This window comes from Devosia algicola (assembly GCF_028816455.1).
Taxonomy (GTDB): Bacteria; Pseudomonadota; Alphaproteobacteria; order Rhizobiales; family Devosiaceae; genus Devosia; species Devosia algicola.
This window is the reverse complement of the sequence record NZ_CP118246.1, coordinates 2,534,174-2,546,734: the sequence shown is the minus strand read 5'-3', so window position 1 is coordinate 2,546,734 and position 12,561 is coordinate 2,534,174. Positions and strand designations below refer to the sequence as shown.

Annotated in this window: 15 protein-coding genes and 1 pseudogene; 5 read left to right on the top strand and 11 right to left on the bottom strand. The window is 58.5% G+C overall.

The window, feature by feature from the left end; translation table 11 throughout:
* Positions 1–22: 22 nt before the first annotated feature.
* Positions 23–715: a PadR family transcriptional regulator gene (locus PSQ19_RS13515; protein WP_282218160.1), complete on the bottom strand. Its 693-nt coding sequence runs from the start codon at positions 713–715 to the stop codon at positions 23–25.
* A gap of 147 nt (positions 716–862) precedes the next feature.
* Positions 863–1,405, bottom strand: coding sequence for a 50S ribosomal protein L19 (gene rplS / locus PSQ19_RS13510; RefSeq protein WP_282218159.1), 543 nt, complete (start codon positions 1,403–1,405; stop codon positions 863–865).
* Between the two features lie 245 nt (positions 1,406–1,650).
* Here rplS and PSQ19_RS13505 point away from each other — a divergent pair, with 245 nt between their 5' ends.
* Positions 1,651–2,064, top strand: a complete 414-nt coding sequence (locus tag PSQ19_RS13505) for a group III truncated hemoglobin (RefSeq protein ID WP_282218158.1) — start codon at positions 1,651–1,653, stop codon at positions 2,062–2,064.
* 2 nt (positions 2,065–2,066) lie between these two features.
* Here PSQ19_RS13505 and trmD read toward each other — a convergent pair whose 3' ends face one another.
* From trmD to PSQ19_RS13465, 8 genes are all read right to left on the bottom strand, one after another.
* A complete protein-coding gene (trmD, locus tag PSQ19_RS13500; RefSeq protein ID WP_282220705.1) occupies positions 2,067–2,729 on the bottom strand; it encodes a tRNA (guanosine(37)-N1)-methyltransferase TrmD in 663 nt (220 codons plus the stop codon).
* A 15-nt stretch (positions 2,730–2,744) separates the two neighbouring features.
* Complete coding sequence (gene rimM, locus PSQ19_RS13495; protein ID WP_282218157.1) at positions 2,745–3,281, bottom strand: ribosome maturation factor RimM; 537 nt, start codon at positions 3,279–3,281, stop codon at positions 2,745–2,747.
* A 96-nt stretch (positions 3,282–3,377) separates the two neighbouring features.
* The gene (rpsP, locus tag PSQ19_RS13490) at positions 3,378–3,809 is read right to left on the bottom strand and encodes a 30S ribosomal protein S16 (protein WP_282218156.1); all 432 of its coding nucleotides are present in this window, start codon (positions 3,807–3,809) and stop codon (positions 3,378–3,380) included.
* Between the two features lie 43 nt (positions 3,810–3,852).
* Entirely contained in the window at positions 3,853–5,430 is a 1,578-nt protein-coding gene (gene ffh, locus PSQ19_RS13485; RefSeq protein WP_282218155.1) for a signal recognition particle protein, read from the bottom strand.
* Between the two features lie 218 nt (positions 5,431–5,648).
* Entirely contained in the window at positions 5,649–6,803 is a 1,155-nt protein-coding gene (locus PSQ19_RS13480; protein WP_282218154.1) for a GNAT family N-acetyltransferase, read from the bottom strand.
* Between the two features lie 91 nt (positions 6,804–6,894).
* A complete protein-coding gene (locus tag PSQ19_RS13475; RefSeq protein WP_282218153.1) occupies positions 6,895–7,245 on the bottom strand; it encodes a hypothetical protein in 351 nt (116 codons plus the stop codon).
* Positions 7,223–7,816 (bottom strand): hypothetical protein, encoded by a 594-nt coding sequence (locus tag PSQ19_RS13470; RefSeq protein ID WP_282218152.1) that lies wholly within the window; start codon positions 7,814–7,816, stop codon positions 7,223–7,225. The genes PSQ19_RS13475 and PSQ19_RS13470 overlap by 23 nt, the downstream gene beginning before the upstream one ends.
* Before the next feature lie 133 nt (positions 7,817–7,949).
* Positions 7,950–8,084, bottom strand: a complete 135-nt coding sequence (locus PSQ19_RS13465) for a hypothetical protein (protein WP_282218151.1) — start codon at positions 8,082–8,084, stop codon at positions 7,950–7,952.
* A 13-nt stretch (positions 8,085–8,097) separates the two neighbouring features.
* On the opposite strand from PSQ19_RS13465, the gene dapF reads away from it, so the two are divergent.
* From dapF to PSQ19_RS13445, 4 genes and pseudogenes are all read left to right on the top strand, one after another.
* A complete protein-coding gene (gene dapF, locus PSQ19_RS13460; protein ID WP_282220704.1) occupies positions 8,098–8,955 on the top strand; it encodes a diaminopimelate epimerase in 858 nt (285 codons plus the stop codon).
* Positions 8,952–10,217, top strand: a complete 1,266-nt coding sequence (gene mtaB, locus PSQ19_RS13455) for a tRNA (N(6)-L-threonylcarbamoyladenosine(37)-C(2))-methylthiotransferase MtaB (RefSeq protein WP_282218150.1) — start codon at positions 8,952–8,954, stop codon at positions 10,215–10,217. Before dapF ends, mtaB begins: the two co-directional genes overlap by 4 nt.
* Positions 10,214–11,411, top strand: a pseudogene (gene ftsY / locus PSQ19_RS13450) (signal recognition particle-docking protein FtsY). Before mtaB ends, ftsY begins: the two are co-directional and overlap by 4 nt.
* 72 nt (positions 11,412–11,483) lie before the next feature.
* A complete protein-coding gene (locus PSQ19_RS13445) occupies positions 11,484–12,116 on the top strand; it encodes a septation protein A (RefSeq protein WP_282218149.1) in 633 nt (210 codons plus the stop codon).
* Here the strand turns inward: PSQ19_RS13445 and PSQ19_RS13440 are convergent.
* A complete protein-coding gene (locus PSQ19_RS13440) occupies positions 12,113–12,502 on the bottom strand; it encodes a DUF1761 domain-containing protein (protein ID WP_282218148.1) in 390 nt (129 codons plus the stop codon). The genes PSQ19_RS13445 and PSQ19_RS13440 overlap by 4 nt on opposite strands.
* Positions 12,503–12,561: the final 59 nt, after the last annotated feature.

Genomic DNA, 12,561 nt, shown 5'->3' with positions numbered 1-12,561 from the left:
CCGCCTTGGCGAGGGGTTTTTTCTAGAGATCGATATCGCTCTTGGTTGCCTTGACGATCTTGTCAGCGGCTTTTTTCATGATGCGCGCGGCTTCACGCTGTGCCGTCTCGCCGTGGTTCACGGCTTCGGCTATGGCCACCTTGAGGGCACGGCGCGCCTCGTTGAGTTCGGGCAATACATCCTTGATATCGCGGTCGGGTCCGGGGTGCCGGGATCGGTGCGCATCGGCATCGTCCTTGCCGAATTTCCAGTCCCGGTTGGCCATGTCGCGAAACTGGTTCATACGTTCACCCGCCTTGGCCAGAAAGCCCAGGGTGGTGGCGATGGCGTCGCGATTCTCTGCCAGATGGGCGCGGCCGGGATCAGTGATGGTATAGAGTTTCTTGTTGGCTTCGCTCTGCGAGGTCACATAACCAGCTTCCTCGAGATAGGTCAGTGCCGGATAGATCATGCCGGGGCTGGGGGCATAAAAACCGTGTGAATGCTCCTCGATCGCCTTGATCAGATCATAGCCGTGGCGCGGTTGCTGTTCGATCAGATAGAGCGCCACGAGCCGCACATCGCCCGCGGCGAGCATCCGGCCCATTCGCAGATTATTGCCAAAGCCCTCCCGACTGTTGGGATCGCCCCAGCCCGTCAGCCGATCAAAACCCTTACGCGCCAAATTCTCAAAACGGCGCCACTGGGCGGCGAAATCGTCATCATCATTGCGCATTTTTTCGCTCCACAATTTATCTTTATCGAAAGTGGTGAGTGGGTGCGACCAATTCAAGATATATCTTGAGATAGTTTTGGAAATTATGGTGACAACAAAAAACCCGGCCTTGCGACCGGGTTTTCAATTCTACGATAGACTAAAAGCCTATTCGCTCTTGGACTCTTCGCCAGCGGCGGCCTGTGCCGCTGCTGCCGCCGCTGCGGCTTCGGCGTCCTTGGCGGCCTGTTCGGCGGCAAAGGCCTCAGCGGCTGCGATCTTTTCGGCTTCGCGGGCATTCTTGGCCTCGATGGCCGCAGCGCGTTCACCGGCTTCGATCTTTTTGGTGCGTGAGTTGGTCGATTCGAAAATACGGGCCGATTTACCGCGACGGTCGCGCAGGTAGTAGAGTTTGGCGCGACGGACCTTGCCGCGCTTCAAGACTTCGACGCTGTCGACATTGGGCGAATGCAGCGGGAAGACGCGCTCCACGCCTTCGCCATAGGAAATCTTGCGAACGGTGAAGCTGGCGGTAATGCCGCCGCCATTGCAGGCAATGACAACGCCTTCATAGGCCTGCAGGCGTTCTTTTTCACCTTCGCGGATTTTGACCCAGACCTTGACTGTGTCGCCATGGGTAAAGTCTGGAAGCTGGCGCTTGGCGGTAAGAGCTTCTACCTGCTCCTGCTCAAGCTGCTGGATGATATTCATAGTTGATCCGTTCTGATCTTTTCAAAGGAGCGTTAATTCGAAACCATCTGGTTCCGATCGCCCGGTCTTGGTTACACGGAGTTTGGTCGTCTTCGCGCCGGGTAATATCCCAGCAGCACTTTAGTGGCCGCGCTATAGGGCAAAAATCGCCCTGAGTCCATGGCTTTTTGCGCGATTTGTCGCGACGGCGCCCTGCGACAAGCTGGATGGTGCCCAAGCCACAGGCTTGGCGTTATAGTAGGGCCATGCAAACCCTAGACCATGACGATGCCGGCGCACAGCCGATTACCGAGGTGATGATTGAAAAGCTGGTGCGGCTTTTTTACGCGCGCGTCCGCCAGGACAACGTTCTGGGGCCGATCTTTGCCCGCCATATCGGGGAAGACTGGGAACCGCATCTGCAGATCATGTTCGGCTTCTGGTCCTCGCTGATGCTCACCAGCGGGCGCTACAAGGGTCGCCCGATGCCCAAGCACATGGCACTTCGATCCGAAGTGGTGCCAGAGGATTTCGATCGCTGGCTGGCATTGTTCGAGGCGGCGGCCATTGAAGTGTGCGGGCCCCAGACAGGTCAGCTATTCCTGTTCAAGGCGCAGCGGGTGGCGGAAAATTTCAAGCTGGCGATGTTTTTCGACCCCGCAGCCATAGCCCCACGCTAAGATTATTCGAGCAGGTCGGGTCGGCGGTCGCGTGTGATCTTTTCGCTCTGCTGGCGCCGCCATTTAGCAATTTTTCCGTGATCGCCCGAGGTCAGGATTTCCGGTATCTCCGCGCCTTCAAAGTTTTGCGGGCGGGTATATTGGGGATATTCGAGCAGGCCGTTTTCAAAACTTTCGTCGGCATGGCTCTCGGGTGCCCCCAAGACGCCCGGGATCAGCCGAACGATGGCTTCGAGCAGCACCATGGCAGCGGTTTCGCCGCCGGCGAGCACATAGTCGCCAATTGAAATTTCCTCGAGATTTCGTGCCTCGATTACGCGTTGATCAACGCCCTCAAACCGACCGCAAACAATGACGATTCCTGGACCCTGAGCCAGTGCCCGCGCTTTTGCCTGCGTCAACGGGGTGCCGCGCGGCGACATCAAAATGCGGGCGCGCCTGTCGTCTGGCGGCGCGATGGTGTCGATGGCGCTGGCCAGAATGTCGGGTTTGAGCACCATGCCAGCGCCGCCACCCGAGGGCGTATCATCAACAGTACGGTGCTTGTCATGGGCAAAATCACGCAATTGGCTGGCGCGCAACGACCATAGTCCATCGTTCAGACCCCGCCCCAGAACCGAAGCCCCCAGCGGGCCGGGGAACAGTTCGGGAAACAGGGTGATGATATCAGCTGAAAAGGCTCAATCGGGTTCTTCTTCGCCGGGTTCCGCATCGGTGGGCACGACAATGGTAACAAAGCCATCCTCGATGCGGATATGGGGCACCACGGCCTTGGTGAAGGGATAGAGATAGGTATCGCCGCTGCGGGGATCGCGAATTTCAATGAGGTCGCCGGCACCAAAATTGGGCAGGGCGATGACTTCGCCGATGACCGTGCCGTCCTCGATCCGCGCTTCCAGCCCGATCAGATCGGCGTGGTAGAAATCGTCCTCATCGCCATGGTCAGGCAACAGGGCGCGATCAAGATAGAGTTCGACGCCATTGAGCTTTTCGGCGTCCTCGCGGCTGGAAATACCCTTCAACCGCGCCACCACGACGTTTTTCTGCACCCGCAAATCGTCAATAGTAATGGTCAGGCCGGCCCGGTTGGTGCTCAGTGGTCCATAGGCGGCAATATCTTGAGGATATTGGGTAAACGGGGCAATGCGCACCTGGCCACGAATGCCATGGGCCGCGCCGATCTTGCCCATCAACAGCAGTTTTGATTTTTCAGCCATTGGCAGGCTCCGCAATGACGGGCAACGTTCCCTGTCAGCGATAGACCCGGAGCCCCAACACGCAGGTGAGGGGGCTCTGAGCAGGTTGTCTGCGCCTTATTCGGCGGCAGCTTCGTCAGCGGCTGGAGCTTCAGGTGCAGGTGCTTCAGGTGCAGGTGCGTTCTTGGCTTCTTCTGCAGCCGCCTTGCGATCAGTCTCAGCCTGCGCCTTGGCTTCGGCGCGCTCGGTTGCCTTGGCGCCTGGCTTGCCAGCTTCGGGATTGTTGCGGGGCTCGCGCTTGGCGATTCCGGCGGCGTCAAGGAAACGCAGCACCCGGTCGGTTGGCTGTGCGCCAACGTCAATCCAGTGCTTGGCGCGTTCGGCGTCAAGGATGATGCGGTTTTCGTCGTCCTTGGCCAATAGCGGATTGAACGAACCCAGCCGTTCGATGAAGCGACCGTCGCGGGGCGAACGGGCGTCAGCAATAACGATATGGTAGAATGGGCGCTTCTTGGTGCCACCGCGCGACAGACGAATCTTGAGAGCCATTTTAAGTTCCTTGTAAAAGCTGAATGGTTGATCTGGATTGGGGTTATTTCTTCTTGCCCAGGCCCGGCAGGCCTGGGAAACGGGGAGCGCCACCGAGGCCGGGCAGACCGGAGCCGGATTTCAGCAATGAGCCAACATCGCTGGGCAGTTTTTCACTCAATTGCGGCTCGTTACCCATGCCCTGCTGAAGTTGCTTGGGATCGATGCCGGCCTGACGGGCCATGGCTTCAAGCTGTTTGGGGTCCATCTTGGACATGTCGGGCATACCGCCCATCATCCCACCCATCTTGCCGCCAAACATACCGGCCAGCGAGCCCATGCCGCCCTTGGAGACTTTTTTCATCATGTCCGCCATCTGGCGGTGCTGCTTGATCAGCTTGTTGATGTCGGAAACTTCAACCCCCGCACCAGCGGCAATACGCTTGCGGCGGCTGGCATTGAGCACGTCAGGTTGAGCCCGTTCCTTCCTGGTCATCGAACCGATGATGGCGATCTGACGATCAAAGACTTTTTCATCGACATTGGCGCCAGCCATGGCTTTTTTCATCTGGCCGACACCGGGCATCATGGCCATCAGGCCGCCCATGCCGCCCATTTTTTTCATCTGCTGCAACTGGCCGCGCAGATCTTCGAGATCGAAAGAGCCCTTTTGAGCCTTCTTCGCCATTTTCTGGGCGTCTTCGGCCGAAACATTCTCGGCGGCCTTTTCGACCAGCGAAACAATGTCGCCCATGCCCAGGATACGGTCGGCAATGCGGGAGGGATGAAAATCCTCAAGCGCATCCATCTTTTCGCCGACACCAATCAGCTTGATCGGCTTGCCGGTGGCGGCGCGCATCGACAAAGCCGCACCGCCACGACCATCGCCATCAACGCGGGTCAGAACGATACCGGTAATATCAACGCGACTGTCAAACGATCGCGCCAGATTGACGGCATCCTGACCCGTCAACGCATCAACGACCAGCAGCACCTCATGGGGGCTGGCGACCGATTTGATCTCGGCAGTCTCTGCCATCAATTCTTCATCGATATGAGTGCGACCCGCCGTATCGAGAATGAGAATATCATAGCCGCCCAGCTTGCCTTCGCGGGCGGCGCGCTTGGCAATCTGGACCGGGGTTTCATCGGCAATGATCGGCAGCGTGGCCACATCGACCTGCTCGCCCAGCACCCTCAATTGCTCCATCGCAGCCGGGCGGCGGGTATCAAGCGAGGCCAGGAGAACCTTCTTGTTCTGCTTTTCCTTGAAGCGCTTGGCAATCTTGGCGGTCGTCGTGGTCTTGCCTGAGCCTTGCAGGCCGACCATCAAAATGGTTACCGGGGCAACGGCATTGAGATCAATGGGCACCGCGGCGTCGCCCAGAACGCTTTCGAGCTGGTCGTGGACGATCTTGACCACTTGCTGGCCGGGGGTAACCGAGCGGGTGACCTCGGCGCCAATAGCGCGTTCGCGCACCTGCTCCATGAAGGCGCGCACGACTTCAAGCGACACGTCGGCTTCAATCAACGCCCGGCGAATTTCGCGCAGCGCGGCATCGACATCGGCCTCGCTTAGCGCGCCCCGGCCGCGCAGACCGTCAAATATTTTTCCTAAGCGGTCGCTTAAGCTATCGAACATATCGCATCCCTTTTCTCGCTGGCTCTGCCAGGAGATATGGTGCTTGAACGCCAAACCCAAAAAGCACCCGTGGGCGCAACGCGCTGGCGGGTGGTGACCGTTTCCCTCGGAGGGAAACCAGTGGCTCGGTTGTCGGCACTCAAGTTAAGTCGTCGCGCTTATAGTGTGGGATGGATGGGGAGTCAATTATTCGCGCGCGGTTGAAAAACAGCGCCAAACTAGCTCTTGCCAAGCAATTTCATCACAACGCCTCGGGCACTGCTCGGCATGGCCATGACCATTGCCTTGGCCAGGGGGCGCAGTTTCTGGTCCCAGAGCGTCAGGATCAGGCGGCCACGTAGCGTCAAGGGCAGGGCATAGTCGGTCACATCGATCACGTCAGTGGCCCAGGTCAATTTGTAGGGCATGACGGGCACCATCAGATCGGCCCCGACGAGTCCACGTGCAGCGCACACTTCGATGATCTCTCCCAGTTGCAATTTGCCGGGACTTTCGGCATTGGCAAAATCGCGACTGGCAATGAAAGCGTAATAGCGTCGATTGTGTACAAAGCCCCATTGCTCGGCAATCGGCTCACCCTTGTGGCTCAGCGACATGGCCATCAGTTCAAGATCAGATTTGTCAGGCAGGCCCCGGCAGAAATCGAAAAAGGCACTGTCGCCAAAGGCGCGGGAGGTCAATCCCTGCTGCTTTAGTCGGTCCGCGCGCCCCTGCATGGTGCGTTCGATGATGCTGCGGGTCTGTTCCGCAGTCTTGGCAACCTGATGGGTCACCGGACCATGGCGCTCAAGTCGATTGCGGTCATTGCGCATATTCTTGCGCGTCTTGGTTTTGATGGTTGCGAAATAGCTGGCAAAGTCAGGAAAATTTTCAAGGCGCACATAGGGGGCGCCCTGTTTGGTGCCCGTAACCAGACGGTCGGCGGGCATGCCCTTGGCCATTGCGCTGTCAGCCCGCACCTTTAGCAGGGTTATTGCATCACAGGGCGCAGCTTTGGCAGCGGCCTTGAGCAGTTTGCGCATCGCCATTTGTGGGTCGATGCCGGGCGCCAGCAGCATATCGCCATATTGGGCGAAGCCATGGCCAATGCTGGTCAACACCGTCCGGCCGGTTCGGCGTACCCGCTCGAGCGGCAGGATAGCCTTGAGATCACCGCGCTCATAAAGGCAAATAATGACCGGATCAAAGTGCTTGTTGCCGCGCGCCGTTTCAAAATCAAAGATCGCCTTGGCCCAGGCGTGGCTCTGAAACATTATAGCCGATGGGTTTCCACGCTCGAGCGCTGTCCATGACGGGGCCAGGGCGTCAAACTCAAGGCGCGTCTGGACAATGCTCGCGCGCAACTGAGTGGCGGGGAGCGGTTTATCACTCACGCGCGCGACATCAAGATTGAGGCTCCTCAGGAAAAACAGCGCTCATATCGCTCATTTGCCGAAGGTATAGGCATCAATATCGCGCACACCTTCAGGCGTTTTGGGGTCTACCTGGAAGTCGACGGTGTAGACCTTCTTTTTTTGCGGGTTGAGCGGGCTGAATTTTACCATTCCGGCCAGCGCGAGGCTTGGCGTAATAGCTCAGGCCCGTAGTCTGCTGCGACAGCTTGTTGAAGCCGGTTCGTCCCCGCATGAAGCCGTTCGCATAATTGACCGCATAGTGCTTGCGCAACTCGTCGGTCCAGTGCTCGGTGGTAAAGCTGACATTGAGCATGTTTTCATTGACCACGCGGTGCGGCCCATTGAGCGGCCAGTGCAGCATCTTTCCCGCTTCGAGCATGTGCACCTCGGCGTAATCGTCATACCAGGGCTCGTAGGGCATGTCGGTTTCGCGCAACTGCCCCAGGATCAATTTTTCCAGGGCGGGTTGGGAGATGAAGGGCTTTGAGGCGGGGTAGACATAGAGCTTTTTGGTGCCGCGCACCTGCCAAAGGCTCTGGCCGGGCACGTCGGAATGATATTTGACCGACACATTGGGCGAGGAAATCAGGATGGTCAGGTTGCGCTTGTAGGCTCTTGAAACCGGGTACGCGTTCCTCAAACTCGGCATAGATGGCGTTAAGTAGGTCGGTATAGGCGCTATCGACCGTGCCGGGGGCCGTCAGATTGACCCAGATATTGCCGTTGCGTACCGTGTCGAGCACTTCAAGGCCAGACAGATTCTTGATTTCGCCTTCGCGGCGCTTCGGGGGATTGCCGGGAGTTTTTTGCGAATAGTTGACGTGATAGGCTTCGCGGGGGCTATTCTCGATCAGGCGCGCCAGCGCCTCATCGGTAAACAGGCTCGACGCCGCCAGATTATGGGCCAGCGCCAGGGAATGATTGCCGAACAGGGACGCGTGGTGGGGTTGCCAGTCGGTAAGGATCTGGTTGGTCATCAAATTCATGTTCATGAGATCGGACTCCACGCAGGTGCAATCGAGACAATTGTTCAATCTGGCTAACGTAACGCAAAACCGGGTGGAATGCGCCTCGGACCTGCGATGCTGGTTAAGGGGACATGAAGCGCGAAGTCCTTACAATCCCTTACCTATTGGCTGCAATGGCAGGCGCCATGCGGGTTGTTGGCGTGCGGTGCTCTGGCAATTTGGCGCGGGTTCGGCCATATAGGCTTTCAAAAGAGCGATGCAGCAGTTTGAGCGAGGCCAGAGTGAGCGGCATTCCGTTTGCCAAGATGAACGGTTTGGGCAACCAGATCATCGTTGCCGATATGCGCGGCCGTCCGGGTCGGGTACGTCCGGCTGCGGCGGTGGCGCTCAATGGCGACGAGGCCACCCGGTTCGACCAGATCATGGCCATTCACGATCCCAGAACACCGGGCACGGCCAATTATATCGAGATCATCAATTCTGATGGTTCCTCGGCCCAGGCCTGTGGCAATGGCATGCGGTGTGTGGTGCAGGCACTCGCAGCGCAGAGTGGCCAGACCAGCTTCCTGTTTGAAACCGTTGCGGGGATTTTGACGGCTGATGAGCATGAGGACGGACTGATTTCGGTTGATATGGGCGTGCCGCGCTTTGGGTGGCAAGACATTCCCTTGGCTGAGGAATTTGCCGACACCCGCAAGATCGAATTGCAGATCGGCCCGATCGACGCGCCGGTGCTGCATTCGCCTTCGGTGGCCTCGATGGGTAATCCGCATGCTATTTTCTGGGTCAAGGATGATGTTTGGCATTATGCGCTCGACCGGTTCGGGCCGATGCTGGAAAATCATCCGATCTTTCCCGAACGCGCCAATATTTCAATTGCCCAAGTGACTGCCAATGACGCCATGATCCTGCGGACGTGGGAGCGCGGGGCGGGGCTGACGCGGGCTTGCGGCACAGGCGCGTGCGCGGCGGCGGTCAATGGCTTCCGAACCCGCCGGACCGGCCGTCAGGTCACGGTAACGGTGCCGGGTGGCGATCTGCATATCGATTGGCGCGACAATGATCATGTGGTCATGACCGGGCCGGCCGAACTGGAATGGTCTGGCACAGTCGATCCCGCCACCGGAGAATGGTCGCGCGCGTTAGCGGATGCGACCAAATGAGTGTCGAAACGCTAACATTTGGTTGCCGTTTGAACGCCTATGAGGGCGAGGTGATGAAACTCGAAGCCGCAAAGGCCGGCCTTGAGAATGCGATCATCATCAACACCTGCGCTGTGACCGCCGAGGCCGTTCGACAGGCCAAGCAGGCGGTGCGCAAAGCCAAGCGTGACAATCCCGAGCGCCGGATCATCGTTACCGGCTGCGCCGCCCAGACCGAGGCGCGCACTTTTGGCGATATGGCCGAAGTCGATTTGGTGATTGGCAATGCCGACAAGCTGGAGGCGAAAAGCTATGCGCCGATGGTTTTCGGCACGCCGCTCAATGACAAGGTCCAGGTCAACGACATCATGAGCGTGCGTGAAACCGCCGGGCATCTGATCGAGGGCATGGACGGCAGGGCACGCGCGTTTGTGCAGGTGCAGAACGGGTGCGACCATCGCTGCACCTTCTGCATCATTCCGTTCGGTCGCGGCCCGTCGCGTTCGGTGCCGATGGGGCTGATGGTCGATCAGATCAAGAAACTCGTCGGCAACGGCTATGGCGAAGTGGTGCTGACCGGGGTCGATATTACCTCCTATGGTGGTGACCTGCCGGGAACCCCGAGCCTTGGCAAGCTGGTGCAGTCAATCCTGCGGCACGCGCCGGATCTCCGGCGGTTGCGCATCTCCTCGATTGATTCCATCGAGGCCGATCCAGCGCTTTATGAGGCGGTGGCCAGCGATCGGCGTCTGATGCCGCATCTGCATTTGTCGCTGCAGTCGGGGGATGATCTGATCCTCAAGCGGATGAAGCGGCGGCATAGCCGCGAGGATGCGCTGGGGATCGTTGCCAAATTGCGGGCGTTAAGACCCGATATGGTGTTTGGCGCCGATATCATTGCCGGTTTCCCCACCGAAACCGATGAGATGTTTGCCAACAGTTTGCAGTTTGTCAGCGAAGCTGACCTGACCTATCTGCACGTTTTCCCCTATTCGCCGCGCGAAGGCACGCCAGCGGCGCGGATGCCACCGGTGGCAAAAAGCGTGGCGCGGCAGCGGGCGGCTCAATTGCGGGCGCTGGGGGCTGAACAGTTTGCAAAACTCTGTGCGTCGCGGGTCGGTCTGGTGGAAAGCGTATTGATCGAGCGCGACGGGCTGGGCCGAACCGAACAATTTGTGCCGGTGGTCGTTCCCGGCACGCTGTCGGGCCAGATATTGCCCGTGCGAATAACGGCAGTCTCGACCGATAGTCTGGTCGGTGAGCCCATCAAGGATGCTGCATGAATCAAAGCAAGAAACCGGGATTTTTCAAACGCCTGTTCGGGACGCCTGAAGAAGCGCCCGTTCCTGAAACGCCGGAAAATTTGGTGCCCGACGCCCAAGAGGCAGCGCCCGAAACGCCTCTGGAGCCGGATCGCGGCACGGCGGGGCCACCCGAGGCTACGCCCGATTATATTGAAGATGTTGAGGCTGGCGATCCCGAGGTTCTGGCGACCGATCCGGACCCGGTTTTAGCCACCCCGCCCGAGATCTTGACGCCGGCGCCCAAGCGGGGCTGGTTTTCGCGACTGACCACCGGATTGCGGCGTTCCTCGGATCAGTTGACCGGCTCGATTACCGGGGTTTTTACCAAGAAGAAACTCGATGCGGAAACGCTTGATGATCTTGAAGATGTGTTGATTCAGGCCGATCTTGGCGTCGATACAGCGGTTGCGATTACTGAAACGCTGCGACGGGACCGGTTTGACCGGGATGTGTCGAGCGAGGACGTACGGGCCGTACTGGCTGCTGAAGTTGAAAAAGTGTTGACCCCGGTGGCTCTGCCGCTGGTGATTGATACCAGCCAAAAACCCTTTGTCATCCTGATGATCGGGGTCAATGGTTCGGGCAAGACCACAACGATTGGCAAATTGGCGCAAAAGCTCAGCGCCGACGGCAAGTCGGTGATGCTGGCGGCGGGCGACACGTTCCGGGCCGCCGCCATTGAGCAATTGCAGATCTGGGGGCAACGCACCAATGCGCCGGTTGTCAGCAAGGCGGCCGGGTCCGATGCATCCGGACTGGCCTTTGACGCGGTAACACGTGCCAGGACCGAAGGGCGCGATGTATTGATCATCGATACGGCGGGGCGGCTGCAAAATCGCGATGAATTGATGAATGAACTCGAAAAGATCATTCGCGTCATCAAGAAGGTCGATCCCAGCGCCCCGCATGCAACCCTTTTGACGCTGGATGCGACAACCGGGCAGAATGCGCTCAAGCAGGTGGAAATCTTTGGCAAGCGGGCCGGGGTCACCGGATTGGTGATGACCAAGGCTCGATGGTACGGCGCGGGGTGGCATTCTGGTGGCGATTGCGCGACAGTTCGGCCTGCCGGTGCATTTTATCGGCGTGGGCGAAGGCGTGGCAGATCTTGAACCGTTCGCGGCCGCCGATTTTGCCCAGGCGATTGCTGGTACGCCCGAACCGGGCACCTAAATTGAACCATGTTCGGCTTGTAGGAGGGCGCTGAGCGGCCTTTTGGGGGCACATGGCAAAGAGTTGGATTTTATGAGCCAAGAGAACAAAGTCGAGAATGCCGAACCAGAGGTGAATTGGAGCGAATTGCGTCCGCAGGCGATCAAGCTCATATTGGAGCTTGGCCCGCTGGTGGTGTTCTTCATCGTCAATGCGCGCTTTGAGATTTTTACTGCAACCGCCTGGTTTATGGGCGCCATGGTTGTATCGCTGGCGCTAAGCTGGATGATCCTTAAAAAGATCGCGATCATGCCGTTGGTTACCGGCGTTGTTGTGCTGGTGTTTGGCGGCCTGACGCTCTGGCTGCAGGATGATACTTTTATCAAGATCAAGCCGACGATCACCAATTGCCTGTTCGGCTCGGTGCTGTTGGGCGGCCTGATCTTCAAGCAGTCGCTACTCAAATATGTGTTTGGCGACGTCTATAAACTGATGCCGCGCGGCTGGTATATTCTGACGTTGCGCTGGGGGCTGTTCTTTTTTGTACTTGCCATCATCAATGAAATTTTGTGGCGCAATTTTTCCACTGATGTGTGGGTGGCGTTCAAGGTATGGGGCGTCATGCCCATCACCATCATCTTTTCGCTGGCCCAGCTTCGGGTGCTGAACAAATATGCGCCGCCCGCCGAGCCGACGCATGTGCCCCCGATTGTGGTCGATCCCTAGCCAAACAGACCGATCACCACGCCCTGCACTACCAGAACGCCGAGCAGATAGCCGGCATCAATAAAGGTCAGCGACCAATTGGCGCCCTGATAGCGATGGTTGAGGATCATGGCGGTGACGACAAATCCGACCCAAAGCTGGGCGCCAACCAACGCCCCGTTCGTGGGGTTGATGGCCCCGGTCAATGCCGGGATCAGGACCGCCAGAAAATAGGCCATGACCAGTTGCACCGCGACCGACCAGACATAGGGGCTGGGGTCGGCCGAATTGATGTCCTCGGGCTTTTTGCCCAGGGCCTCGAGCCATTGCCGGGACAAGGCCATATACCAGCCCATGCCCAGCGCCATGCTGGCGACTACGGCCAGAATGATAGCCAGCCAGTTCACTGAAAAATGCAAAAACATCTTTACCCCCTCGCATTGGCGTCCCCCGACGCCGACCTCAC